Source organism: Prochlorococcus marinus XMU1408 (assembly GCF_003208055.1).
Taxonomy (GTDB): Bacteria; Cyanobacteriota; Cyanobacteriia; order PCC-6307; family Cyanobiaceae; genus Prochlorococcus_B; species Prochlorococcus_B marinus_A.
This window is the reverse complement of record NZ_QJUE01000005.1, coordinates 260,247-283,942: the sequence shown is the minus strand read 5'-3', so window position 1 is coordinate 283,942 and position 23,696 is coordinate 260,247. Positions and strand designations below refer to the sequence as shown.

Genomic DNA, 23,696 nt, shown 5'->3' with positions numbered 1-23,696 from the left:
CTTTTTTAAAGATTATTCAAGCCCTCTTGGATTCCAAAATAGCATTTCTCTAGCTCTTCATCTGTGATACAAAGTGGTGGCATTAAATAAACTACATCACCTAATGGCCTTATGAAAACGCCAACTTTTAATGCACTGGCTTTCATTACCTTTCCAACTGAACTTAAGTAACCTTTTTTATCATTCACCTTAATATTGAAAGCAGCTATAGTTCCTGTAACTCTTGGGCACTCGATTTTTGAATCTTTAACTATTTTTTGTAGATGATCCATATGACGTGACTCAAAATCTAGATATTTCTGAGGAGATTTTTCTAAAAGATCTAAGCTGGCATTGGCAGCTGCACATCCTAATGGGTTCGCGGTAAAGCTATGCCCGTGCCAGAAAGTTTGCTTTGGATCTTCTCCTAGAAAACCTTCAGAAATTCTTTTGCTGGCCAAAGTAACTCCCATTGGAAGGAATCCACCAGTTAACCCTTTTGAGAGTGAAATAAGGTCTGGTTTCAATCCTGCTCTTTGAAAAGCAAATAATGATCCACACCTTCCAAAGCCAGTTAATACTTCATCTGTAATAAGTAAAGAATTAGCCTGACGAATTCTTTTCTCGACTTCTACTAAAAATTCTGAACGAACCATTCTCATCCCTCCAGCTCCTTGAACTAATGGTTCAAGAATGACTGCAATAGTCGGTGTTTTCAAAAGCTGATCAAGAGCTTCTAAAACTTGCTTCTCTCGTCTCTCGAAATCTTCATCTCCCCACCATGTCGCAGGCCAAGCTACTCTGCTGACAGGAAATAGCATTTGATCAAAAGGTTCACTGAATATATTTCGTTCACCTACTGCCATTGCTCCAAATGTATCTCCATGATAGGCCCCTTCAAATGCAATGATTTGAGATCTATTATCACCTTTGTTTTTCCACCATTGACGAGCCATTTTCAGAGCAACTTCTACTGCAGTAGAGCCATTATCTGAAAAAAATAATTTTTCTAGACCCGTCAATTTACTTAGTCGATTTGCTAATAATTCAGCTTGAGGATGAGTGAAATCTGCAAAGATAATTTGTTCTAATTGCTCTGCTTGACTTGCAATCGCCTTAGCAATATATTCATTTGAATGACCATGTATTGTTACCCACCAACTACTAATTCCATCGATTATTGGAGTTCTGTTCTTAGGAAGTAATAGGGCGTCTTTTGCTTTTTCAACCAATAATTGAGGTTGAGAGGATGCAAGTTGTGTGAATGGTGGCCAAATATGAGGATTCTGAAAAGTTTGAGTTGAATCATCTTTCTCATTCATCAAATTTAGTTTTCCCTCTAGTTTCATTTAACTTGATTGAAGTCAAAAAAATCTATTGATTAAGAAAAAAATAAAATTTTAATTTCAAATATATTGCTCAAGTTTTTTATCTAATTGCTGTTTATTCCATTCTTTTGAAAGCATTTTTGCGCTTACTTCATCAAAGATAGGAAGACTTGCAAGTATTTTAGTATCTCCAAATTGCTCTAGAGTCTTCGGATTGTCATTGTGTGGAGGGCCGTTTAGTACTATTCCTAATACATTTAAATTTCTGTTTTTCAAGGCTTCTAGACTTAATAAGGTGTGATTGAGAGTACCAAGACCAGTTCTGGCCACAAGAATTATGGGAGCCCCCCAAACCTTTAATTGGTCTATTTGTAGCCAATTTCGATTAAGAGGAACCATTAAGCCACCTGCAGTTTCGATGATTATTAATTTATCTAAGTCAGGTATGTTTAAATTGTTTGGTTCTATAAAACTAGACTCTTTTTCAGCAGCCCAATGTGGAGAGACAGGGGCCTTGAATTTATATCTTTCAGAGAGATGGCGCTCTGGTGCAAGATTTAAGAGTTTGCAAACAGTTTCTGTATCTGTGCCTTCCTCTGTTCCACTTTGAATGGGTTTCCAGTATGTACCTTTAAGACCTTGGACGAAAAAACTACTAACTATAGTTTTACCGACATCTGTATCTGTACCACAAATAATAATTCTTTTTGAGAAAGTATTCATCTCTTTATTAGTAAAAACTGAATTGACCAACTAAGGCTTACTTGTTTATCTTTATTGGAAATTGGCCAAAAAGATAATAAATGTCGCCATTCTGAAATGCTTAGTTGTTCTTTATGACTGCCTTGTGCTCCTACCTTAATCATTGGTTTTAATAATGAAGTTGCCTTCTCAGCTGTCTGTGTAACAACTTCAATTTTATTATATAAAATACTTTGACTTGGAACGACACTTATTAATGAGTCGTGTGATGGTAATTCAAGAGCCGTGCATGTTAAATTTGCCTTTTCTGCAGCTTCATACCATTCTGGAAAACTTCCCTTGATTGGGATTGCTAAGGCAATCCATCCATCTAAACTTAGAGAATTCAACCATTCCTTAAGTTGTTCGTGTGGCTTATCAAGCCAATGTAGAACAAAACTTGAAGCTAACAAATTTGGTTTTTTAGACCACTTAGGTAATCCATTATTTAAATCCCAAAGTTGTTTAACACTCTTTTCTGAATGTTGATCAATCATCTTTTGAGAATTATCCAATCGCACTACAAATTGGTTTGGATGTAGATCTTCTAGTGATTTAGCTAGTAGTCCAGTACCAGACCCAAGGTCAACCCATAGTCCATGTTTAATTGAATGATTAGAACATATTTTTGCGAGCTTTAAAGCTGTACTTTTTTGAATTGATGCTGACTTGTTATAACTTAATGCAGCTGCGTTAAAGTTTTTATGAACTTGGCTAGACCATATTTTTTGCATGATCAAATTCTAGCCAGTGTTTTATTTTTTTGATATTTTTAATTTTTGTAATAAAATGTCCCTCATCTTGAAGGTTGATTATTTTGGGCGCGACCTTAAGGTGGTTTATTAAATCTTCAGCTAGCTTTTCTTTTGTTTGATTAGCCAATATATAGTCTTGTTCACTGTTAACAATAAGTACGTTAGCGTAACTATTTAAGCCAATAGGTAGAGAATCAGAATTAATAAGACGTATTAAATCTTGTTTTAGTCTCAACCTTCCTGCATCTGAGATGTGAAGGAGATTTGATTCGATTGACTCAACATCTATGTAATTTGGTTTATAAGCTTTTATATGAAACTTTCTTAACATAGCTGATTCATTGGGTGCATTAATTGCATTCATCATCCTGTTGAGGGCCATTTGTACAGGGCGATGCTCTTTCCCACTTGGAATAAAACGACTAAAACTATTGATTAATACTAAGTGTGTAGCAGAGTGTAAAATTTTTTTATCTATTAAATGTGAGCCGAGAGAGTGGCATATAGCAACTCTTTTGAGTTCGACTTGATTTGAGTTATGATTCCATTTAGGTGTCTGTGGAATTATGGCTTTATATCCGCGTTCAGCAGCTTGCCATTCCCAATCACAACACTTAAATATCTTTTCCCAACTAGACCATTGATTACTATCTCCAGCCCACCCGTGCATAGCAATTATTTCTTTCATTTATCTTTAAGAACTGCGATAAGTCTTTCGAAGGCTTGAACTGGAGTATTTCGCCTGATCACTAATCTGAGTCTCGATTCACCTTCAGGGACAGTTGGTGGACGGATAGCAACTGTTAGAAGGCCTTGTGCCTCAAGTCTCTTTTGATAATCCATGGCTAATTCGTCTGAACCTAGAATTATGGAGATTATTGGACCTCCACCAATAGGTCGTTGCCACCCAATTTGAGACAATCTGTCTCTTAAATCTTTTGATTTCTCTTTCAGTTCGCTACCCCAGCTAGGGTTGCTTTCAATTAGATTTAACGCGGCTAAAGCACTTGCGCAGAGTGGAGGAGCTAAAGCAGTTGTATAACGAAATGCTCCACAGTTTTGGATTAGATTTTCTCCTGTTACCTTGTCTGTTGCTAGAAAGGCTCCCCCACTTCCAAATGCTTTACCGAAAGTCCCACTGATAATAGAAATAGGTTCTTTGATCCCAAATGACTCACCTTTTCCCTCTGGACCCATAACGCCAAAAGCATGAGCTTCGTCAATCAATAACTTTGAATCATATTTAATGCATAGTTTTGAAATCTCTTTTATGGGAGCTGTTGTACCCTCCATACTAAAAAGACTTTCAGTAATTACTAAAGGTTGTTTTTTGGGATTGTTTTGTCTGGATTTTTCTAAAAGTGTTTCTAGTTCAAATAAATTGTTGTGCTTGAATCTAATAAGCTTTGCTCCACTCGCTTTGACTCCAACGAGCAGAGAATGATGTATAAGACGATCACAAATAACAGGAGTATGACGATCAGCAAGTGCTAAAACAGCAGCCAGATTAGCCTGGAAACCACTCGGGTAAAGCAGTACAATCTCACGATCAAGCCATTCAGTAAGCTTCGTTTCAAGTTTTTGATGAATATTTCTACTACCAGTAATAAATCTTGATCCTCCAGAACCAACTCCATCAGTTTCTATGATTTGCCTGGTTGCTTCAATTAATAATGGATGTCTTGCCAGATCTAGATAGTCATTACTTGCTAGGTCAATTAATGTGATTTGATTTTTATTTTCATCTATACCAATCAATTCTGATGACCTTTTCCCTGGGAGCCAAGTCCTGAGTTTACGAATTCTAGAGTTGGGGATTTCAGGCATATTGTTATTTTGTTTTCTGTGATTAAAGATTTGGGTACTGGCTTAACATTTTTTCTTTGGTTTCTTGATTTTATTATGTATCCACGTCAAAAATCATGTGGTCATAGAATATTCCCCTAAGATTTAGTAATGACTTCATTAGAAAGAGATACGTCTGAGAACGAAATCCTCCAAAACAATTTAAATCCAAAGGAAATCTTTCCTTTTGCGTTGGATGAGTTTCAACTTAAAGCAATTGATTCACTCAATCAAGGCCATTCTGTAGTTGTCAGTGCTCCTACAGGATCAGGCAAAACATTAATAGGAGAGTATGCAATTTATAGAGCGATTTCTCATGGAAATAAGGTGTTTTATACAACGCCCTTAAAAGCTTTATCTAACCAAAAGCTAAGAGACTTTAGGAATCAATTTGGTGCAAGCAATGTGGGTCTTTTAACGGGTGATTTAAGCCTTAATAGAGAGGCTTCGATTCTTGTTATGACTACTGAAATTTTTAGAAATATGCTTTATGCAGCGGCAGATAGAAGTGATGACCCCCTACTAGATATAGAAACTGTTGTACTTGATGAATGTCATTATATGAATGATGCTCATAGAGGAACGGTCTGGGAGGAATCAATTATTCATTGTCCTAAATCCGTTCAGTTTGTTGCTTTGTCTGCAACAGTTGCAAATGCTAGCCAATTAACTGATTGGATTGAGCAAGTTCATGGACCCACAGATCTGATATCTAGTGATTTAAGACCAGTTCCCCTGGAATTCAATTTTTGTAGTGCTAAAGGACTTCATCCATTGCTCAATGATAAAGGAACTGGATTGCATCCAAACTGTAAGATTTGGCGTCCAACAAAATCATATAAGAAGAGAGGACGCTTATCCAAGCCTACTCAACCTGAATCCCCTTCACTCGGCTTTGTGGTCTCGAAGTTAGCTGAAAGAAATATGTTGCCCGCTATTTATTTCATATTTAGTCGTCGTGGTTGTGACAAGGCTGTGAAAACAATTGCTAGTACTTGCTTGGTTAATCAAGAAGAAAGAAACGCAATTCAAGATCGATTTGAAAAATATTCATCTATAAATATAGAAGGACTCAGAGATGATCTACATATTAGAGCTTTATTTAATGGAATCGCCTCTCACCATGCAGGAGTTCTTCCTGCATGGAAGGAATTGATTGAGGAATTATTTCAAGAAGGATTGATAAAAGTTGTTTTTGCAACTGAAACATTGGCTGCAGGAATTAACATGCCGGCCAGAAGTACAATTATATCTACTTTATCGAAGAGGTCAGATAATGGACATCGTCAACTAATGAGTAGTGAGTTTTTACAAATGGCTGGTAGAGCAGGGAGGAGAGGTCTAGATTCTAGAGGTTATGTAGTCACTGTACAAACCCGATTTGAAGGGGCTCGAGAAGCTGGCCAATTGGCAATTAGCCCAGCGGACCCACTCATTAGTCAATTCACACCTAGTTATGGCATGGTTCTCAATTTATTACAGCGATATGACTTAGATAAATCAAAAGAATTGATAGAAAGAAGTTTTAGTCGATACTTAGCCAGTTTAGATTTAGTTGAAGAAGAAGACGAACTATCTAGATTAAAAGAGGAGTATGAAGAATATAAAACCTTTTCAGAAGATATACCATGGTCAGATTTTGAAAGATATGAAAAAATAAAAAGTCATTTGAAGGAAGAAAGACGATTATTAAAGATTCTCCAAAAACAATCTGCCGAAACGTTATCTAATGAATTGACCTTAGCCTTAGAATTTGCAAGTAATGGAACTCTTATAAGCCTAAAAAACACTCAGCTAAAAGGGAAAGTCATACCAGCTGTAATTGTTGATAAGATACAAAAAGGAGATAGACCATCTCAATTATTATGCTTAACAGATGAAAATATTTGGATACTTATTTCTTGTAGAGAAGTGGTTAGCCTTTATGCTGATATGACATGTTTAGACGTATTGAATACTACACCTCCTAAACTTAGTAGATTGGGTGAAATACATCATGGAGATTTGAAAAGCAATGAATTAGCTTTAATAATTTCAAACTTGGCTAAGAAAAACAACATGAGAACTGCTCAATATGATCTTGCTAGTGAAGTTTTGTCTCAAGTTCAATTGGTTAAATCTCTAGATGATGAATTGTTGCTTCAACCAGCTCATCGATGGGGAGATAAGAAAAAATTGAAGAAACATAGACGTAAAATGAATGAACTAGAAATTGAAATTCATGAACGTGAGGAGATGCTTTATGACAGGTCTAATCGTCACTGGGAAACTTTTTTATCACTAATTAAAGTACTAAACCATTTTGGATGCTTGGATGATTTAAACCCCACTGAGATTGGTAGAGGAATTGGATCCTTAAGAGGTGAAAATGAATTGTGGTTAGGCTTGGTTTTGATGAGTGGACATCTTGATGAACTAACTCCGACAGAATTAGCTGGCGTGATTCAGTCAATTGTGACGGAAGTAAATCGTCCTGATTTATGGACTGGATTTATTCCAAGTGCAGTTGCAGACGAAGCCTTTAATGATTTATCAAATATTCGAAGAGAATTATTTAGAGTACAAGAACGCTTCGGTATAGAAGTTCCAATTCTATGGAGCTCAGAACTAATGGGTTTAGTAGAAGCCTGGACAAGAGGAAGTACTTGGACGGATTTGATTTCAAATACTTCTTTAGATGAGGGAGATGTTGTAAGAATTCTAAGAAGAACAAATGATTTGCTTTCACAGATACCCTATTGCGAGGCTGTGAGTAGGCAACTGAGGAATAATGCTAAAGCAGCGGTAAAATTAATGGATAGATTTCCAGTTTGTGAGGCTCAAGATATTAATCTTACAAAAGAAAAAAATCATGAGGTTATCAATCCGGCAACTGAAAGAAATAATTGAAATTAAAATTTTATTTTTTTCAACCAGTCCCAACCATAAATTTTGGATTAATGAGATTATCAAATTCTTCTGGTTTGATATAGTTTAGTTGACTTGACGCTTCCCTTAAACTGATATTCTTTTTATGTGCTAATTGGGCAATTTGACTTGCTTTTTCGTATCCGATTGATGGAGCTAATGCAGTGACCAACATCAAAGAATTATCTAGATATTGTTTGATTTTTGCTTTATTGGGTTGAATACCCTCAATCATATTTTCTCTGCAACTTTTACATGCTTTTTGAATAAGATTAATACTCTTTATAATGTTGTATCCAATTAGTGGCTTATAAACATTCATTTGTAGATGCCCACCACTTCCTGCTATGGATACTGAGGTATCCATACCAATTATTTGTGTACATACCATTGCCATAGCTTCGCATTGAGTAGGATTGATTTTTCCTGGCATTATTGAGCTGCCAGGCTCATTAGCTGGAAGCTGTAGCTCTGATAATCCAGCTCTTGGTCCACAGGATAAAAGTCGAAGATCATTAACAATTTTGAGAAAAGTTACGGCTAATAACTTCAGTTGGGACATTATATTTACAAGACCATCATGACTAGCCATGATGGCAAATTTATTAGCTGCAGGCTCAAAGGGTAAATTTGTTTTTCTCGAAATATCAAGAGCAATGAGGTTATCGAAATTCTCAGGAGCATTTATTCCTGTTCCAACAGCGGTTCCTCCCAGTGGAAGTGAATAAAGCTCTTTGAGGTTGATTTCAATTCGTCCTAATGCAGTCTCTAACTGAGCAGCCCAAGCAGAGACTTCTTGTCCAAGAGTAAGGGGTACTGCATCTTGAAGATGAGTACGTCCTATTTTGATAAGATCCTTCCATTCTTGACTTTTTTGATGAAACAAATCAATGAGCTTTTTTAATTCGGGTATTAAGGTTTTTTTCAAGCTAAGTATTGTGGCTATTTGTATGGCTGCTGGAAAAACATCATTTGTAGATTGAGAGCGATTGACATGATCATTGGGATGTAGTGGATTATGACTACCTAAAGGATTGTTTAAACGTTTTGAAGCTATATTGCTTATTACCTCATTGACGTTCATGTTCGTTTGGGTACCACTGCCTGTTTGCCATACTTTCAATGGGAATTGATCATTATGTTTCCCTGCAATAATTTCTAAACTTGCTTCAGTGATAAATTCTGCGACTTCTTTATTTATCAGACCTAGATGATTGTTAACTCGAGCAGAAGAGGCTTTTATTTGGGCAATTGCATGAATGATCTCTATAGGTATGACCTCATCTCCAATAGCGAAATTTAGTATTGATCGTTGAGTTTGAGCGCCCCATAGTGCATCTTTTGGAACCTCAATTGAACCTAGGCTATCTTTCTCAAGTCGTTTCATATGGGACATTGACCTTGGTTTGAAAAATTAAAGTTTTCTAGGGAATGGAAGATTACATCTCTAGATTTTAAATAAATCCAAAGCTATCCCCCTTTTAGAGGGTACTTACTGATATTAATTGATTTGATTTTTAAATTTATATCCCAAGTCTATCCCAAATAACTTTTAAATTCGATTGATGTAATTCGGTTGAAAAACAGTCAGCAAGTTTTTCTGCTGAGAGATTATCCATTACTTCTGGATCCTTCTCAAGATTGTCCTTGAAATTTCCTTCGGGTTGATTCCAGGCTGAATGAGCATTTTTTTGAACTAATCGATAAGAATCTTCTCGACTCATTCCATTCTCAACCAAAGCTAAAAGAACTCTTTGACTAAAAACCACCCCTCCATAAATGTTCAAATTATTCAGCATATTATTGGGATAAACTCCAAGACCTTTAATTATTGAGGTCATTTCTGTGATCATAAAATGGAGAGTAATAGATGTGTCTGGCAGCATTAGTCTTTCATTCGAGCTGTGGCTAATATCTCTCTCATGCCATAAAGCTACGTTTTCAAGAGCTGCAACTACATAGCTTCTTAAAACTCTAGAAAGACCACTTACTCTCTCGCTTCGTATGGGATTTCTTTTATGAGGCATTGCAGAGCTGCCTTTTTGGCCTTTAGCAAAATTTTCCTCTACTTCAAGGACATCTGTTCTTTGGAGATTTCTAATTTCTGTAGAAAAACGATCCAATGAAGAACCAATCAAAGCAAGTATCTGTACATAATTAGCATGCCTATCTCTAGAAATAACTTGTGTGCTAGCTGTATCAGCTTCGAGCCCCAAGAGTTCGCAAGTTATTTTTTCTATTTCTGGATCAGTATTTGCATAAGTCCCCATAGCGCCACTTATTTGACCAACGGATATATCCTTTTCGAGATTTTGTAACCTTTCCTTGTTTCTGAGCGTTTCAGCTAGCCATCCAGCTAATTTGAAACCAAAAGTAATTGGTTCTCCATGGATTGCATGAGAACGTCCAATCATTACGGTTTTCTTATGATGTCGTGCTAAATCTCTAATAGCTTCTTCAAGTAATAAAAGCTCTTTTCTTAAAAGCTTTACAGAGGACTTTAATTGAAGCGCAAGGCCTGTATCGAGTACATCACTACTTGTCATGCCAACGTGTATGTAACGACCTGCGTCCCCAACATATTCATTTACATTTGTTAGAAAAGCAATCACGTCATGTCTTACTTCAGCTTCTATTTTGAGTATTCGTTCTGGATTGAAACTTGCTTTTGATCGAATTATGTCCATTGCATTAACAGGAATTTTTCCCAATTTGAAATTAGCCTCACATGCTGCTATTTCAACATCAAGCCAAGTTTGGTATTTGGCTTGTTCAGACCAAATATTTCCCATTTCTGGGTTTGTGTAACGCTCAATCAAAGTGCTACAGAGTTAAGGTTTAGTTTAATTTAGTTCGTCAAGGTCAAGCTGACTTAAGTCTATTGTGTTCTACTTCCCAATGAACATATCTTCCCCAGGCCTGCTGTCTTACCCTGCATCTCCCCCCTTTGCAATCAATCACTTGAAAGGGAGGCAAGTCATTTGGTTGATTAGCGAACTTTGCAAAGCTTCCTGGAGGAAGAAGTTCAAGTACTTCTCCAGTTTGCTTTTTTGGGGTTAGATGAAAATGACCATGGCTAGGTAGCTCATTTTCATTTCTTGGATGTCTGAGCTTTTTAGACAAAACCTTTGGTCAGTTGATTAGATTCTCTATTGAAAAAGAGGATTATTTGCAGTTCTGCGGTTTTTGTTCCGTTTCCTGTTTGTTTTTGTAAACAAATGACTAAAAAATCGCGATTAGATCTGCACTTGCTGACTAAAGGGTTTGTGAAAACTCGTCAAGAGGCTCAAAAACTTATTAGAGCTGGCAAAGTCAAAACAATTAATGGATTAATTCTGGATAAGCCAGGCCAGGAAGTTTTAAAAGATCTTGAGATACAAGTTACTCAGCCTTTGAGGTATGTATCTCGCGGAGGTGAAAAGTTAGCTGCAGCCTTTAATCAATTTCCGCTAAATATTAATAATCGAGTTTGTTTAGATGCAGGTATTTCAACTGGAGGTTTTACAGATTGTCTTTTGCAGTCAGGGGCATCAAAGGTTTATGGAGTAGATGTTGGTTATGGCCAAACTGCATGGAGTATTAGAAATGATCCAAGAGTGGTTCTTTTGGAAAGAACCAATATTAGATATTTAACTCCTGAGAAATTATTTAATGATGGAGATCCAATTCCAGACTTAGCAGTTGCAGACTTGTCTTTTATATCACTTAAAATTGTTTTACCTAGTATTAAAGCTCTTCTTCACAGTGCTAGATCTGAATTGGTAGTACTAGTGAAGCCTCAATTTGAAGTTGGTAAAAGTAAAGTTGGTAAGGGTGGCGTTGTACGTGATCATTCTTTGCATGCTGAGGCTATTAAGGGAATAGTTAATGAATCTAAAAAATATGGATGGTATCCAAAAGGACTAATTGCTTCACCGCTAAAGGGACCAGCTGGCAATCAAGAATATCTCCTTTGGATGGATGAAGAAGCTAAAGAAAATATTGAGGTAGAGAAATTTATAAATTTTTTGGAAGTTTAAAGAGCTGTTTCGTTTCTATCTCCAGTTCTGATTCGAACAACGGAATCAATTGGAGTAACGAAAATTTTGCCATCACCAATTTCCCCAGTCTTGGCTGCATCAGCAATGGCCTTTAAAACAATTTCAGTTTTTTCATCAGGAACTACAACTTCAATTTTTAGTTTTTGAAGAAATTCAACCGTGAACTCAGAACCTCTGTATCTCTCGACTTGTCCTTTTTGTCTCCCAAATCCTCTTACTTCGCTAACAGTCATGCCAACTATTCCTGCATTTACTAATGCAATTTTTACATCCTCTAGTTTGAAAGGACGAATTATTGCTTCTATCTTTTTCATATCGCTTTAAGTAACTCCTCAAATATTAGATAGTTTTTGATCAGATTTTGTCTATTTGAGTTAGAGAATGGATGAAATTTACATTTATGCCTGCATTCATGGCATCTTCGCAAAGCATATGTGCATCTTTAGTAGGGATTAGTACTAAATTATTACTAATTGATTCCCAATGACTGGTTTCGAAATGAGTCTGTAGCCAAAGCATTCCATGTATACTGTTTGGCTCTATTTGAGTTCCATTTCTTTTCTCAAAAAGACAGATGTCCATGCAAAACCTTTGTGTACATTCCTATTAGGGGGTATAGCGAGGATTGACTTTGTGCTGAATGATACAAATTCAGACTTTTGATGCGATTTGATTGTTTTTTGATTATGAGATATTAATTGAGGTAAAAATTTTTTAAACAAGCTTTTATGTAGTCTGTGATTTAAATGCTTTTAAATTGTGCCTAAGCCAGAGGACGGAATCAAAGAGGAACTTATGTATGGCGAAAGAAAAATAGAGAATGGGAAACTGATATGTTTTCCAAATCCTAATAGAAATAGGGACTATGAAATTACAGTAGAGTTTCCCGAATTTACTTGTAAATGTCCTTTCTCTGGTTATCCTGATTTTGCAAATCTAAGATTAATATATCAACCAAATAAGAAGGTAATAGAATTAAAAGCAATTAAGCTTTATTTAAATAACTTTCGTGATAAGAAAATATCTCATGAAGAAGTAGCAAATCAAATCATAGATGATCTAGTTGAGGCTTCAGATCCAAAGTGGATTCAAATAGAAGCTGATTTTAATCCTAGGGGGAATGTTCATACTATTATTAGAGTTTGTCATGGAAAAAGAAATAATTTGGAGCTAATTATTCAATAAATTACTAAATTTGGGCAATTCTTTTGAAAGACCTGATAGATTTCTGTTGCTTATTCCACCAATATAAATTATAGATTTTTCTTTTTCATGTAATACCCATATTTTTTTAGTTGAGATTATACTTAGTGTGCCACCAAAAAGGATTATGGCAAAGCTAGTATATACCAGAGGGACTCCAGGATCACGCTTTAAAAGTAGTCCACTGCTTGGAATTATGTTGATAATCTTAATTAGTGTTCCTTTTACTTCTGCTTCTTTATTAGTACTTAATGTCATTAATTTTTTTCCATCATTATCATAAATTGTTACTGGTCCAAGTTCACTATTAACTGTTAATAATATAGGATCTTTCCCATCCTTCTTAATAGGTATTATCGTTCCCCATACTTGCTCACCTAGTTCAGGTATAGATTTTATGGGAATTTGTAATTTTGGACTATTTTTAAATTGAAGAGTTATTGCTGCTAATGACCAGTCAGCTTGGTATAATGTTAATCCTTTGTATCTTAAAGGGTAATTAACACTTATTTCTTTTTCTTCTTTTTTACCATTAGGTTCAATGATTTTTACTTTCGATCTATATTGCTCAGCTCTTCCTTGAGGGTCTCTATCAATTTGAAATTTTTGCAATTCAATAGTTAATTCTTGTTCTTCATTCCTGTCTAATAAATTAATTGATCTACCAGGGGCTAGGAATTTTTCTATTGTTTGTCCGTTTAATGATCCATAGGTTGCACCTAACATTAATAGGATCATACCGAGGTGAATTAATATAGGGCCTAACCTTCCAATTACACCTTGTCTAGCAGCTATCCTTCCATCTGATTCTTTAACATTCCAACCTTGTTTTTTTAAATGAATTCTAAGTTTTTCTAGGCCTTCTGATGGGTTGCTAGCCTGTATAGTCTGAGCAATAGATAGTTTTTCTATTTGACGAGGATATTTATAATCAATCCATTTTAATGCTGACTTAAGTATTGGTAATTGACGCCTAAAGCTACAAACTGCAAGTGCAATACCTAGCCAACTGAGTAGCAATAAGAACCAAAAACTTGTATAGATATGATTGAATTCAAATAGTAGTAATATATTTCCATTGATTATCCCAATAAGCGGATTTTTATTATAAATATCATAGTAGAATTGATCTGATTCTTGTTGTGGAATTAGAGTCCCAGCCGCACAAGAAATTGCTATTAACAACAATATTAATATTGCAACTTTTAAACTAGAAAGCCAATTTAAAATTTGGCTAATCTTTTTCATCTTTTTATATCCAAATAGAAAGAAGGCTTAAAAGACCAACAGTTAATAAAACGACTCCACTAATTGGAGGAATCCATTTCCCAATAGGTCGTAATGATAATAATTTTGGAATACTTGCTGCAAAAGTACCTGCAACAAATAAAGGAACAATTTGCCCAATTGCAAAGCTTCCAAGAAAAATAGTGCCACTAATAGGGTTTCCTTGCTTTCCAACCCAAGCGAGAAGGACTGCCAAAACTGGAGTCGTGCAAGGTGAGGAAGCGAATCCAAAAGCTAAACCTGCGAAAAGTGGCGCAAATGAAGAGGGAACTTGATTTTTCCAAATTTCAGGGTCAGGACCTGATGGCAGTGAAAATTTATAAATCCCAAGAAGATTAAGACCCATGGCTATTGCTAGTAAACTAATAAAAATTGAAAATAAGCTTGGCAATTGACCATAAATTTTCCCTAAAAAACTGCTTAAAACACCTAATATGACTAGTGATATAACTATCCCGCTGCAGAAACTAATGGTTCTTTGAAGAGCGTTTTGGTCGTTTTTAAATCCAGCTAAATATGCAACTGTTATAGGTAAAAGTGACAATGAACAAGGTCCCAAACTGGTCAAAAGACCTCCTATGAAAACTATTAAAAGCGTTAAAGGACTTGGATGATCTAGCCCATTATTAATTAATTGCTCGCCATGACGAGTCAAATCAGAAAAAATTAAACTTATGGAAGAAATATTCAAAAAAAGATTTACCACCTTCATTCTTCTACCAGATTATCTATTTAAAAGTCTTTTTGAGTGATCTTTAACTATTAAGTCTGTTGATTCAATAGATGATCTTACCAACAAGGCAGCTATGAGTAAGCTTGAAATTAATGAGTTCCCTCCATAACTAATTAAAGGCAAAGGTAGACCAGTTGTAGGCATTGCACCTGAAGAAACAGCTATGTGCATAATTGATTGGCCGACAAGAATAGTACCTGATCCCATTGCAATTAATTTGGAATAATTATTTCTACAACTTAGAGATATTTTAAGGCTTAAATAAGCAACTACAAGAAGAAATGATAAAAGTAGAGTGGATCCAAAGAATCCAAATTCTTCAGCAAAAACAGCAAATATAAAATCAGTACTTTGTATAGGTAGATATTGTAATTTTTGCACAGAAAGACCATAACCTTCTCCAAATAAACCACCAGAACCTATAGCATAAAGGCTCTGAACTAACTGATAGCCACTTCCTTGTGGGTCTTTCCATGGATTCAGAAATGACATCACACGGATTTTTTGATATTCGTTAGAAAGAATACTTATTGAACCTATAACTAATCCTGATAAAGCGGTGTTGAAAAGGTAGCGAAAATTAATGCCAGCTGCTAAGGCTATCATCCAAAGCATTATTCCCGTTAAGGCAGCGGTGCTTAAATTTGGCTGCTTTATAATTAATAGAATAATAGATCCAAAAATAGTTAACCAAAAAAGTTTTTTATCTGAATTTATTCTCTCCCATTGCCCAAAAAGTTTTGCACTTTGGAGAATGATAAATGGTTTGATTAATTCTGATGGTTGGACTTGCAGTGGCCCTAAAATTAACCATCGCGTAGAACCATTAACTGTGCTACCAAAAAAGCTTGTTGCAGCAATAAGAACCATGCCTATTAAAAGGCATGGACCAGATAGCTTAAGCCATCTTTTTAGATTGATATTGATGGCTAGGTAGAAAATGCTCCAACTAGCAGCTAGCCAAATTATCTGTCTTTTTATGTAGTAGGCACCATCACCCATTTCTCTATTGGCTACCCACCAACTAGCTGATCCAAGTATGAGAATCCCTGCCAAGCTCCAAAAGAAGATTAATCCCATAATTAAACGTCCTTCCTTTGGCCAAAACTGCCAAGGCAATGGGAGTATCTTTTTATTTACTAAATTACCCAGAAAATTTTTTGATTCATGGATGGTTTTTTGTTTGCGTTCAAATTGAAGTTTTTTATTAGAAATATTAATCAAAGGATCTTTTGCTTATATACCATTGAGCCGCTTAATCTCAATTTGCCAAGTATTTGAATGGAATTAAGTAACTTTCATATGGAATTGAAGAAAGATTATGATTTTTTCATGATGAAATGTAATTGTTAGTTTTTAGTGACAGATAAAAAAGATCTAGAAAAAAATTAATTTGATAATAATACAATCAAATGTTAGAGAAATTATTTATTAATATAGATTTTAGGATTAAAACTCTCATGAAAATAATTTGCTCTTATTTAACAAATTAGAAAATCAATCAATTTATTAATAAAAAATTTTTTTGTTTTGATGCAAGTCTCGTGATAGATTCCCCGGGCCTTTGCAGAGAGCTTAGGTGTCTTGTTTGCAAAACCACTTCTCATTAGCACTAAGGATCTTCAATATGAGGAATTTTTGTGGCATCTGAGATTGTTGAAGATTGCTCAAGTCGTGATCCTCTTCTGGATATTGACTTGTCGGACTCATCGTCCGGAGTCAAATCAGACGAATTTCTTGAACTTCAATTTCGAGTATTTCGTCTGGCATTTTTATTGACCATTTTTTCTGTTGGCATAGCAGGTTTCTTTTGGGGAACACAGGCTAGTGCAAGCCTATTTATTGGTGCTTTATCAGGAATTTTTTATTTTCGCTTGCTTGCTCGCGGAGTTGGAAAATTAGGTACTTCATCAAAAATCGTCGGTAAAGTCCAGTTGCTAGTCCCGGTCCTTTTGGTTTTGGCATCTTCTAGATTTCCTCAACTTGATTTGATTCCGGCACTATTAGGATTTTTGCTTTATAAACCAGCGTTAATTATTCAGTTTCTAGCTATGCCATAGAGGCTTATTTAGAAATCAAATTTTTAAGTTTTGTTTGTTTGGCTTTTATTTTCTTCTTAACCTAACTTCCAGATAAATGGGTTCTTTGCCATTTGTTTTTCCTTTTGCTGAGTTAGAGGTGGGCCAACATCTCTATTGGCAAATTGGAAATTTTAGAATTCACGGCCAAGTCTTTATGACTTCATGGCTTCTAATAGGCGCTTTGCTTGCCTTAGTGGTCATTGGAACTAAAAAAATGGAACGTGATCCAAAAGGTGTACAGAATCTTTTGGAATTCCTTTGGGATTACATTCGTGATCTTGCAAGAACTCAAATTGGAGAAAAGGTTTATAGAGATTGGATGCCTTTCATCGGAACCCTCTTTCTGTTCATTTTTGTGAGCAATTGGGGCGGAGCATTAGTTCCCTGGAAGCTGATCGAATTACCAAGTGGTGAACTTGGCGCTCCTACAGCTGACATAAATACAACTGTTGCTTTAGCACTACTGGTATCTCTCTCATATTTCTATGCGGGGTTGAGCAATAAAGGTTTGCGTTACTTCGAGTATTACGTTCACCCAACGCCAATAATGCTCCCATTCAAAATTGTGGAGGATTTTACAAAGCCCCTTTCGTTATCTTTCCGTTTATTTGGAAACATTTTGGCAGATGAACTTGTTGTAGCGGTACTCGTTTTTCTAGTACCTCTTGTTCTTCCAGTTCCAGTTATGTTTCTAGGCTTGTTTACTAGTGCTATTCAAGCTCTGATTTTTGCAACTCTTGCTGCTTATTACATCGGGGAAGCAGTTGAAGAGCATCATTAATCATTATTTTTTGCTACTGAATTAACTTTTCAATGGCAAATTTCCTGCTTTGAGGCCTGAAATTCTTTCAGTATCTTCTCAAGGACTATGAGATGCACCCCTCGCAGGTATAAACTCCCGGTCACAACTCTATAAGCGTTTAAAGCGCTACACATCTTTAGCAGAATTATGGATTCCATTACCACCGCCGCATCAGTTGTTGCAGCTGGTTTAGCTGTAGGCCTTGGCGCAATAGGCCCTGGTATCGGTCAGGGTAGTGCTGCACAAGGAGCAGTAGAGGGTATAGCCCGTCAACCAGAAGCTGAAGGAAAAATCAGAGGTACTTTGCTTCTTTCTTTCGCTTTCATGGAATCACTTACCATTTATGGGCTTGTGGTTGCATTGGTGCTTCTCTTTGCTAACCCTTTTGCTGGTTGAATATTTCAAAAAAGGGCTGATTGAGTAATTCAATCAATTTGATTAACTCTCAGCCCCAATATTTGAAAATTCTTTAGCAAATTTCAATTGCCGTTATGCGGCTCGTTTAAATTCTTGCACCCCTAGCTAATGCCAACTTTGTTTTTGTTTGGTGCCTCTGAGGGAGGTCTGTTTGATTTCGATGCAACTCTTCCGCTGATGGCGGTTCAGGTTGTATTACTTACTTTCATACTTAATGCTCTTTTCTTCAAGCCTGTTGGACGGGTAGTTGAAGAAAGAGAGGATTATGTAAATACAAGTCGGGCAGAAGCAAAGAAAAAAATTACTGAGGTTGAACTCCTAGAGACTGAACTAAAAGATCAGCTTAAAGAAGCTCGTCTTGAAGCTCAAAAGGTGATTCTTGAAGCAGAGCAGGATTCTGAGAATCTTTATAAAGAAGCTCTTGCTCTTGCTACTTCAGAAGCAAACGCATCGAGAGAGAAAGCTCGTAGAGAGATTGATGCACAAAGAGATGACGCTCTTAATCAACTCAAAAGCGAAGCTAACAATCTTGGTGATTTGATCGTTGAAAGACTCTTGGCAAAAAAATGACTTCTTTAATTTTCGCTTCAGAAGGCTTTGGCCTTAATTTAAATATTTTTGAGACCAACATTCTCAACTTAGCAGTTGTTGTTTTTGGCCTCTACAAGTTCTTGCCAGGTTTTTTAGGGAAAATCCTTGAAAGACGAAGAACAACCATCCTTTCAGACTTGAAAGATGCCGAAGAACGTCTAGCTAAAGCACAAGATTCTCTTTCACAAGCTAAAGACGAACTTTCTTCCGCAAAGCAAAAAGCAGAAAAAATCAGAAATGATTGCAAAGCGAGAGCCGAAGCAATTCGTCTAGAGAGTGAAAAAAGGACTGTTGAAGAAATGGCAAGAATTAAACAAGGCGCTGCATCTGACCTCAATGCTGAAGCTGCAAGAGTGACTTCTCAATTAAGAAAAGAGGCTGCAGAACTAGCTATTGAAAAAGCATTAGCAATGCTTCCTAAAAAATTAGATTCAAATACTCAAGATAATTTTCTTAAACAGTCAATTAAAAATATCGGAGACAACTGATGCCACTACTTAATACTATTACTACTCCATATGCGGAAGCATTCCTTCAAGTCGCTGAGAGTCGAAACGAAGTGGATGAAGTAGTAACTCAAGCTAAATCTATTTTAGAACTCTGGAAATCTTGCCCTGAATTTAGTGATGCAATGTCATCTCCTGTTCTAGAGGTTAATCAAAAGAAAGCCGCTTTAGAAAAGCTTTTTTCTAGTCAGGTAACTTCTTCTTTCTTAAATCTCCTAAAGCTTTTAGCAGATAGACAAAGAATTGGATTGTTGAATTCTGTTTTAGAAAGATTATTGGAAATCTATCGAGAACAAAGAAATATTGCTTTAGCAACAATTACTTCAGCTACAGCTCTAAATGAAGATCAACAATCAGAGCTACTCAAGAAAGTACAATCTATAGCTGGTACAGATAATTTGGAAATCGATCTCAAAGTCGACTCCGAATTGCTTGGTGGCTTTGTGGTCAATGTTGGATCAAAGGTCATTGATGCCAGCATTGCAGGTCAAGTCAGGCGACTTGGTCTTGCTTTGGCCAAGGTCAGTTAATTCTTTCCTGACTTTCTCCTCTTCTTTCTTCCTTAATCTTCCCCAACTTAAGTTAATCCCATGGTTTCTATACGTCCCGACGAGATCAGTTCAATCCTTAAACAACAGATTGCTGATTACGATAAATCAGTATCTGTGAGCAATGTTGGTACTGTTTTACAAATTGGTGATGGTATCGCAAGAGTTTATGGCCTTGAAAAGGTTATGGCAGGTGAACTGGTTGAATTCGAAGATGGAACAGAAGGGATTGCTTTAAACCTTGAAGATGACAATGTTGGTGTCGTGTTAATGGGGGAAGCTTTAGGAGTACAAGAAGGAAGCACAGTAAAAGCAACTGGAAAGATTGCTTCTGTACCAGTTGGTGAGGCAATGCTCGGAAGAGTTGTTAATCCCCTTGGACAGCAAATTGATGGAAAAGGGGAGATGGCTACGACTGACTCAAGATTAATTGAGTCAATAGCTCCTGGAATTATTAAGAGAAAGTCAGTACATGAGCCTATGCAAACTGGCATCACATCTATTGATGCGATGATCCCTATTGGAAGAGGTCAGAGAGAATTGATTATTGGAGATCGTCAAACAGGTAAAACTGCAATAGCAATCGATACAATCATCAATCAAAAAGGTCAAGATGTTGTTTGTGTTTATGTCGCGGTTGGTCAAAAACAAGCATCAGTGGCAAATGTAGTCGAGGTTCTTAAAGAAAAAGGAGCTTTGGATTACACGATTATTGTTAATGCAGGAGCATCTGAAGCTGCAGCTTTGCAATATTTAGCTCCTTATACAGGTGCAGCGATTGCAGAGCATTTTATGTATCAAGGTAAGGCGACACTAGTTATTTATGACGACTTAACCAAACAAGCTCAGGCTTATAGGCAAATGTCATTGCTTTTACGTCGTCCACCAGGTCGCGAAGCGTATCCAGGAGATGTTTTTTATTGCCATAGTCGTTTACTTGAAAGGGCCGCAAAACTCTCTGATTCTATGGGTGCAGGTTCAATGACCTCCTTGCCTATTATTGAAACCCAGGCTGGTGACGTTTCTGCATACATACCAACTAATGTTATTTCAATTACTGATGGTCAGATTTTCTTGAGCTCAGATTTATTCAACTCTGGATTAAGACCTGCAATTAACGTAGGTATATCAGTTAGTAGAGTAGGAGGAGCTGCGCAAACTAAAGCTATTAAGAAAATTGCCGGTACTTTAAAACTTGAATTAGCTCAGTTTGATGAATTAGCGGCATTCTCTCAATTTGCTTCAGATCTTGATGAGGCTACTCAAAAACAATTAGGTAGAGGAAAAAGACTAAGAGAACTTCTTAAGCAACCTCAATTTGATCCTCTTAATCTAGCTGAACAAGTAGCTATTGTTTATGCAGGTGTTAAAGGATTGATTGATGAGGTGCCAGAGGACGAAGTGACTAAGTTTGCTCGAGAATTGCGTGATTATCTAAAAACAAATAAGGCTGATTTTATTAAAAATGTTCTTTCCGAAAAAGTATTAAGTGAAGCATCTGAATCAATGCTTAAAGAAGCAATTAATGAGGTTAAATCCTCGATGCTTGCAGCTTAATTACAGATAACTTAGAGAGAATTACCTATGGCTAACCTCAAGGATATAAGAGACAGAATTGTTTCTGTCAAAAACACTAGAAAAATCACAGAAGCGATGAGGCTCGTTGCTGCTGCGAAAGTGCGGAGGGCGCAGGATCAGGTCCTTCGGAGTCGACCTTTTGCTGATCGATTGGCAAGAGTTTTGGAGAATATACAATCAAGAATGCAGTTTGAAGCTGCTGATTCTCCTTTGCTTAATAGGCGTGAAGTTAAGACAATTACTCTCTTGGCTGTTACTGGTGATAGAGGATTGTGCGGGGGGTACAATGCAAATATTATTAAACGAACGGAAAAAAGATATGCAGAATTAAAAGGTCAAGGATATAGTCCAGACCTAGTGTTGATTGGTAAAAAAGCTATTGGATATTTTGAAAATAGATCTAGTTTGTATAATATAAGGGCTACTTTTAAAGAATTAGAGCAAGTTCCTACCTCTGAGGATGCAGGATCTATTACTAGTGAAGTATTAGCTGAATTTCTCTCTGAAAGCACTGACCGTGTCGAGGTTATTTTTACTAAGTTTGTAAGCTTGGTAAGTTGCAATCCTACTATTCAAACTCTTTTACCTCTAGACCCTCAAGGAATTGCAGATTCGGAAGACGAAATCTTTAGATTAACTACAAAAGATAGTCAATTAATTATTGAGAAAGATGCTGCGCCCGCTAATGAAGAGCCGAAATTACCATCTGATATCGTTTTCGAACAAAGCCCTGATCAGCTATTGAATGCTCTTTTGCCTCTCTATTTACAGAATCAATTATTACGCGCATTACAGGAATCAGCTGCTTCAGAGCTGGCTAGTAGAATGACTGCAATGAATAATGCTAGCGACAATGCTAAGGAATTGGCTAAAAATCTTACTATTGACTATAATAAAGCTCGACAGGCTGCAATTACTCAAGAAATTTTAGAAGTTGTAGGTGGTGCGGCAGCATAGTTTTATCTGTTCTAACTATACGAATTCTTAAAGTATAAATTATTAATAAAGTGAATATTAAATTTGTTGAATTAGAGCTTGATTGGCCTTCTGATTTAAGTTTGTTTGACTTAAGAAACTTTATATTATCCAAGCTACTCAACTATGGTGAACCGCTTAGATGGGCGATTACTTCATTGACTGCTCATTCTGAAAAAAAAATCCAGAAAATATATATTGAAGCAGTATTGATTCTTAATGAAGATAAAACAAAAGATATTAATACTTTTTTGACTTGATTCTTTGATGACTAATACTAAACCTTTGCCAACATTATTGATTATTCCTACTGGCATAGGTTGTGAAATTGGTGGATACGCAGGTGATGCCATCCCTGTCGCGAGACTATTGGCTTCTGCAAGTGAATGTTTAATAACTCATCCTAATGTAATGAATGGTGGGTCTCTATATTGGCCTGAACCTCATATCCATTATGTTGAAGGTTATAGTTTAAATCTTTTTACTGCTGGTGAATTGCTTCTAAAACCAGTAAGGCAACAAAAAGTAGGTTTGTTATTAGATGAAGGTTTAGAGCCAGATTTAAAGAAAAGACATCTACAAGTCGCTGATGGATGTGTTGCAAGCTTAGGGTTAGATATTGGCCCCATAATCACTACTGAAAGAGCTTTGAAAATCAACCTAAAAAAAGGTTTAAGTGGTTCTAGTTGGGGATGTATAGAAGAACCAGATGTTCTTTTAAGAAGCGCTAAACAACTTAAGGAAGCTGGTGCAACAGCAATTGCTGTGATAACTCGCTTCCCTGATGATAGTGACGATTTAGAGACTAAGCTTTATCGTCAAGGTATTGGGGTAGACCTTATTGCGGGTGCAGAGGCTGTAATCAGTCATTTTCTCGTCAAGCATTTGTTAATTCCATGCGCACATGCACCAGGATTAAAGCCTTTACCCATTAATTATGATTTGGATCCTCGAACTTGTGGAGAGGAGATAGGGTATACATTTTTGCCAAGTGTTTTGGTTGGTCTTAGTCGTGCTCCCGATCTTATTTATAAGTCAGCATTGCATACTAAAGAAAAATCTGTTTTACAGCTGACAAAAATATTAAGCAATACGAATTTAGGTGCCGCTGTCGTCCCTCAAGGTGCATTAGGTGGGGAAGCAGTTCTATCTTGTATAGAAAAATCTATTCCTTTGATAATAGTTTCAAATAAAGGAGTATTAAATGTTAACTCTACAAATATGAGGCTTGATAGCTTAGGAAGTCATCAAGATAATAATGTGTTTTACGCTGAAAACTATATTGAAGCGGCAGGTCTGATAACCGCTTTACGTCACGGGATAAATATTAAATCACTACGTAGACCTATTGATTGTTTAAAGGAACTGAAAAATCGATAG

General features: G+C 36.3%; 26 protein-coding genes. 13 read left to right on the top strand and 13 right to left on the bottom strand.

Translation table 11 applies throughout. The features are described 5' to 3' along the window. Positions 1 to 5: 5 nt before the first annotated feature. From bioA to DNJ73_RS07950, 5 genes are all read right to left on the bottom strand, one after another. Positions 6 to 1,301, bottom strand: coding sequence for an adenosylmethionine--8-amino-7-oxononanoate transaminase (bioA, locus tag DNJ73_RS07970; RefSeq protein ID WP_187152627.1), 1,296 nt, complete (start codon positions 1,299 to 1,301; stop codon positions 6 to 8). An 84-nt stretch (positions 1,302 to 1,385) separates the two neighbouring features. Further along, the gene (gene bioD, locus DNJ73_RS07965) at positions 1,386 to 2,030 is read right to left on the bottom strand and encodes a dethiobiotin synthase (protein WP_158467170.1); all 645 of its coding nucleotides are present in this window, start codon (positions 2,028 to 2,030) and stop codon (positions 1,386 to 1,388) included. Then, positions 2,027 to 2,782, bottom strand: coding sequence for a methyltransferase domain-containing protein (locus tag DNJ73_RS07960; RefSeq protein ID WP_158467169.1), 756 nt, complete (start codon positions 2,780 to 2,782; stop codon positions 2,027 to 2,029). The genes bioD and DNJ73_RS07960 overlap by 4 nt, the downstream gene beginning before the upstream one ends. Continuing rightward, on the bottom strand, positions 2,763 to 3,491 hold the full coding sequence (locus tag DNJ73_RS07955) for an alpha/beta hydrolase (protein WP_158467168.1): 729 nt from the start codon (positions 3,489 to 3,491) through the stop codon (positions 2,763 to 2,765). The genes DNJ73_RS07960 and DNJ73_RS07955 overlap by 20 nt, the downstream gene beginning before the upstream one ends. Beyond that, positions 3,488 to 4,630 (bottom strand): aminotransferase class I/II-fold pyridoxal phosphate-dependent enzyme, encoded by a 1,143-nt coding sequence (locus tag DNJ73_RS07950; RefSeq protein WP_158467167.1) that lies wholly within the window; start codon positions 4,628 to 4,630, stop codon positions 3,488 to 3,490. The genes DNJ73_RS07955 and DNJ73_RS07950 overlap by 4 nt, the downstream gene beginning before the upstream one ends. Before the next feature lie 129 nt (positions 4,631 to 4,759). Here DNJ73_RS07950 and DNJ73_RS07945 point away from each other — a divergent pair, with 129 nt between their 5' ends. Then, positions 4,760 to 7,537: a DEAD/DEAH box helicase gene (locus DNJ73_RS07945; protein WP_158467166.1), complete on the top strand. Its 2,778-nt coding sequence runs from the start codon at positions 4,760 to 4,762 to the stop codon at positions 7,535 to 7,537. A 19-nt stretch (positions 7,538 to 7,556) separates the two neighbouring features. Here DNJ73_RS07945 and DNJ73_RS07940 read toward each other — a convergent pair whose 3' ends face one another. From DNJ73_RS07940 to DNJ73_RS07930, 3 genes are all read right to left on the bottom strand, one after another. Continuing rightward, a complete protein-coding gene (locus tag DNJ73_RS07940) occupies positions 7,557 to 8,951 on the bottom strand; it encodes a class II fumarate hydratase (protein WP_158467165.1) in 1,395 nt (464 codons plus the stop codon). A gap of 127 nt (positions 8,952 to 9,078) precedes the next feature. Beyond that, positions 9,079 to 10,374: an adenylosuccinate lyase gene (gene purB, locus DNJ73_RS07935; RefSeq protein ID WP_158467164.1), complete on the bottom strand. Its 1,296-nt coding sequence runs from the start codon at positions 10,372 to 10,374 to the stop codon at positions 9,079 to 9,081. A gap of 43 nt (positions 10,375 to 10,417) precedes the next feature. Next, on the bottom strand, positions 10,418 to 10,678 hold the full coding sequence (locus DNJ73_RS07930) for a hypothetical protein (RefSeq protein WP_158467163.1): 261 nt from the start codon (positions 10,676 to 10,678) through the stop codon (positions 10,418 to 10,420). Between the two features lie 95 nt (positions 10,679 to 10,773). Between DNJ73_RS07930 and DNJ73_RS07925 the strand changes: the two genes are divergently transcribed. Further along, positions 10,774 to 11,574 carry a TlyA family RNA methyltransferase gene (locus DNJ73_RS07925; protein WP_158467162.1) on the top strand — a complete coding sequence of 267 codons (801 nt, stop codon included), beginning with the start codon at positions 10,774 to 10,776 and terminating at the stop codon, positions 11,572 to 11,574. On the opposite strand, the gene DNJ73_RS07920 is transcribed toward DNJ73_RS07925, so the two are convergent. Together DNJ73_RS07920 and DNJ73_RS07915 are read right to left on the bottom strand one after the other, a co-directional pair. Then, the gene (locus DNJ73_RS07920) at positions 11,571 to 11,909 is read right to left on the bottom strand and encodes a P-II family nitrogen regulator (RefSeq protein ID WP_158467161.1); all 339 of its coding nucleotides are present in this window, start codon (positions 11,907 to 11,909) and stop codon (positions 11,571 to 11,573) included. The genes DNJ73_RS07925 and DNJ73_RS07920 overlap by 4 nt on opposite strands. Positions 11,910 to 11,949: 40 nt before the next feature. Continuing rightward, a complete protein-coding gene (locus tag DNJ73_RS07915) occupies positions 11,950 to 12,177 on the bottom strand; it encodes a hypothetical protein (protein WP_158467160.1) in 228 nt (75 codons plus the stop codon). Positions 12,178 to 12,390: 213 nt separating this feature from the next. Here DNJ73_RS07915 and queF point away from each other — a divergent pair, with 213 nt between their 5' ends. Continuing rightward, complete coding sequence (queF, locus tag DNJ73_RS07910) at positions 12,391 to 12,780, top strand: preQ(1) synthase (protein ID WP_158467272.1); 390 nt, start codon at positions 12,391 to 12,393, stop codon at positions 12,778 to 12,780. On the opposite strand, the gene DNJ73_RS07905 is transcribed toward queF, so the two are convergent. From DNJ73_RS07905 to DNJ73_RS07895, 3 genes are read right to left on the bottom strand one after another with little or no spacing between them, the layout of a single operon-like run. Beyond that, on the bottom strand, positions 12,766 to 14,046 hold the full coding sequence (locus tag DNJ73_RS07905) for a cytochrome c biogenesis protein ResB (RefSeq protein WP_158467159.1): 1,281 nt from the start codon (positions 14,044 to 14,046) through the stop codon (positions 12,766 to 12,768). The genes queF and DNJ73_RS07905 overlap by 15 nt on opposite strands. Before the next feature lie 4 nt (positions 14,047 to 14,050). Continuing rightward, positions 14,051 to 14,797: a cytochrome c biogenesis CcdA family protein gene (locus tag DNJ73_RS07900; protein ID WP_158467158.1), complete on the bottom strand. Its 747-nt coding sequence runs from the start codon at positions 14,795 to 14,797 to the stop codon at positions 14,051 to 14,053. A gap of 12 nt (positions 14,798 to 14,809) precedes the next feature. Next, positions 14,810 to 16,042: an FtsW/RodA/SpoVE family cell cycle protein gene (locus DNJ73_RS07895; RefSeq protein ID WP_158467157.1), complete on the bottom strand. Its 1,233-nt coding sequence runs from the start codon at positions 16,040 to 16,042 to the stop codon at positions 14,810 to 14,812. A 416-nt stretch (positions 16,043 to 16,458) separates the two neighbouring features. Here DNJ73_RS07895 and DNJ73_RS07890 point away from each other — a divergent pair, with 416 nt between their 5' ends. The 10 genes from DNJ73_RS07890 to DNJ73_RS07845 all read left to right on the top strand — a co-directional run bounded on the left by DNJ73_RS07890 (position 16,459) and on the right by DNJ73_RS07845 (position 23,696). Next, entirely contained in the window at positions 16,459 to 16,878 is a 420-nt protein-coding gene (locus tag DNJ73_RS07890) for an ATP synthase subunit I (RefSeq protein ID WP_158467156.1), read from the top strand. Positions 16,879 to 16,954: 76 nt separating this feature from the next. Continuing rightward, a complete protein-coding gene (atpB, locus tag DNJ73_RS07885) occupies positions 16,955 to 17,680 on the top strand; it encodes a F0F1 ATP synthase subunit A (protein ID WP_158467155.1) in 726 nt (241 codons plus the stop codon). Positions 17,681 to 17,848: 168 nt separating this feature from the next. Continuing rightward, positions 17,849 to 18,097, top strand: a complete 249-nt coding sequence (gene atpE / locus DNJ73_RS07880) for an ATP synthase F0 subunit C (protein ID WP_011125758.1) — start codon at positions 17,849 to 17,851, stop codon at positions 18,095 to 18,097. 129 nt (positions 18,098 to 18,226) lie between these two features. Next, entirely contained in the window at positions 18,227 to 18,688 is a 462-nt protein-coding gene (locus DNJ73_RS07875) for a F0F1 ATP synthase subunit B' (RefSeq protein WP_158467154.1), read from the top strand. Then, positions 18,685 to 19,197 (top strand): F0F1 ATP synthase subunit B, encoded by a 513-nt coding sequence (locus tag DNJ73_RS07870; protein WP_158467153.1) that lies wholly within the window; start codon positions 18,685 to 18,687, stop codon positions 19,195 to 19,197. Before DNJ73_RS07875 ends, DNJ73_RS07870 begins: the two co-directional genes overlap by 4 nt. Beyond that, positions 19,197 to 19,745, top strand: a complete 549-nt coding sequence (gene atpH, locus DNJ73_RS07865) for an ATP synthase F1 subunit delta (RefSeq protein ID WP_158467152.1) — start codon at positions 19,197 to 19,199, stop codon at positions 19,743 to 19,745. The genes DNJ73_RS07870 and atpH overlap by 1 nt, the downstream gene beginning before the upstream one ends. A 60-nt stretch (positions 19,746 to 19,805) precedes the next feature. Beyond that, the gene (gene atpA, locus DNJ73_RS07860) at positions 19,806 to 21,320 is read left to right on the top strand and encodes a F0F1 ATP synthase subunit alpha (protein ID WP_158467151.1); all 1,515 of its coding nucleotides are present in this window, start codon (positions 19,806 to 19,808) and stop codon (positions 21,318 to 21,320) included. 27 nt (positions 21,321 to 21,347) lie between these two features. Beyond that, positions 21,348 to 22,298, top strand: a complete 951-nt coding sequence (locus tag DNJ73_RS07855; RefSeq protein ID WP_158467150.1) for a F0F1 ATP synthase subunit gamma — start codon at positions 21,348 to 21,350, stop codon at positions 22,296 to 22,298. Between the two features lie 50 nt (positions 22,299 to 22,348). Beyond that, a complete protein-coding gene (locus tag DNJ73_RS07850) occupies positions 22,349 to 22,576 on the top strand; it encodes a hypothetical protein (RefSeq protein WP_158467149.1) in 228 nt (75 codons plus the stop codon). Between the two features lie 7 nt (positions 22,577 to 22,583). After that, positions 22,584 to 23,696, top strand: a complete 1,113-nt coding sequence (locus tag DNJ73_RS07845) for a DUF3326 domain-containing protein (protein ID WP_158467148.1) — start codon at positions 22,584 to 22,586, stop codon at positions 23,694 to 23,696.

What these genes read in the sequence shown, in the direction of transcription:
- atpE (WP_011125758.1), top strand. Translation starts at nt 17,849, where the DNA reads ATGGATTCCATTACCACCGCCGCATCAGTTGTTGCAGCTGGTTTAGCT.
- DNJ73_RS07925 (WP_158467162.1), top strand. Translation starts at nt 10,774, where the DNA reads ATGACTAAAAAATCGCGATTAGATCTGCACTTGCTGACTAAAGGGTTT.
- DNJ73_RS07870 (WP_158467153.1), top strand. Translation starts at nt 18,685, where the DNA reads ATGACTTCTTTAATTTTCGCTTCAGAAGGCTTTGGCCTTAATTTAAAT.
- DNJ73_RS07960 (WP_158467169.1), bottom strand. Translation starts at nt 2,782, where the DNA reads ATGCAAAAAATATGGTCTAGCCAAGTTCATAAAAACTTTAACGCAGCT.
- queF (WP_158467272.1), top strand. Translation starts at nt 12,391, where the DNA reads ATGTATGGCGAAAGAAAAATAGAGAATGGGAAACTGATATGTTTTCCA.
- DNJ73_RS07950 (WP_158467167.1), bottom strand. Translation starts at nt 4,630, where the DNA reads ATGCCTGAAATCCCCAACTCTAGAATTCGTAAACTCAGGACTTGGCTC.
- bioD (WP_158467170.1), bottom strand. Translation starts at nt 2,030, where the DNA reads ATGAATACTTTCTCAAAAAGAATTATTATTTGTGGTACAGATACAGAT.
- DNJ73_RS07900 (WP_158467158.1), bottom strand. Translation starts at nt 14,797, where the DNA reads ATGAAGGTGGTAAATCTTTTTTTGAATATTTCTTCCATAAGTTTAATT.
- DNJ73_RS07855 (WP_158467150.1), top strand. Translation starts at nt 21,348, where the DNA reads ATGGCTAACCTCAAGGATATAAGAGACAGAATTGTTTCTGTCAAAAAC.
- bioA (WP_187152627.1), bottom strand. Translation starts at nt 1,301, where the DNA reads ATGAATGAGAAAGATGATTCAACTCAAACTTTTCAGAATCCTCATATT.
- DNJ73_RS07945 (WP_158467166.1), top strand. Translation starts at nt 4,760, where the DNA reads ATGACTTCATTAGAAAGAGATACGTCTGAGAACGAAATCCTCCAAAAC.
- atpA (WP_158467151.1), top strand. Translation starts at nt 19,806, where the DNA reads ATGGTTTCTATACGTCCCGACGAGATCAGTTCAATCCTTAAACAACAG.
- DNJ73_RS07940 (WP_158467165.1), bottom strand. Translation starts at nt 8,951, where the DNA reads ATGTCCCATATGAAACGACTTGAGAAAGATAGCCTAGGTTCAATTGAG.
- atpB (WP_158467155.1), top strand. Translation starts at nt 16,955, where the DNA reads ATGGGTTCTTTGCCATTTGTTTTTCCTTTTGCTGAGTTAGAGGTGGGC.
- DNJ73_RS07920 (WP_158467161.1), bottom strand. Translation starts at nt 11,909, where the DNA reads ATGAAAAAGATAGAAGCAATAATTCGTCCTTTCAAACTAGAGGATGTA.
- DNJ73_RS07955 (WP_158467168.1), bottom strand. Translation starts at nt 3,491, where the DNA reads ATGAAAGAAATAATTGCTATGCACGGGTGGGCTGGAGATAGTAATCAA.
- atpH (WP_158467152.1), top strand. Translation starts at nt 19,197, where the DNA reads ATGCCACTACTTAATACTATTACTACTCCATATGCGGAAGCATTCCTT.
- DNJ73_RS07915 (WP_158467160.1), bottom strand. Translation starts at nt 12,177, where the DNA reads ATGGACATCTGTCTTTTTGAGAAAAGAAATGGAACTCAAATAGAGCCA.
- DNJ73_RS07905 (WP_158467159.1), bottom strand. Translation starts at nt 14,046, where the DNA reads ATGAAAAAGATTAGCCAAATTTTAAATTGGCTTTCTAGTTTAAAAGTT.
- DNJ73_RS07845 (WP_158467148.1), top strand. Translation starts at nt 22,584, where the DNA reads ATGACTAATACTAAACCTTTGCCAACATTATTGATTATTCCTACTGGC.
- DNJ73_RS07875 (WP_158467154.1), top strand. Translation starts at nt 18,227, where the DNA reads ATGCCAACTTTGTTTTTGTTTGGTGCCTCTGAGGGAGGTCTGTTTGAT.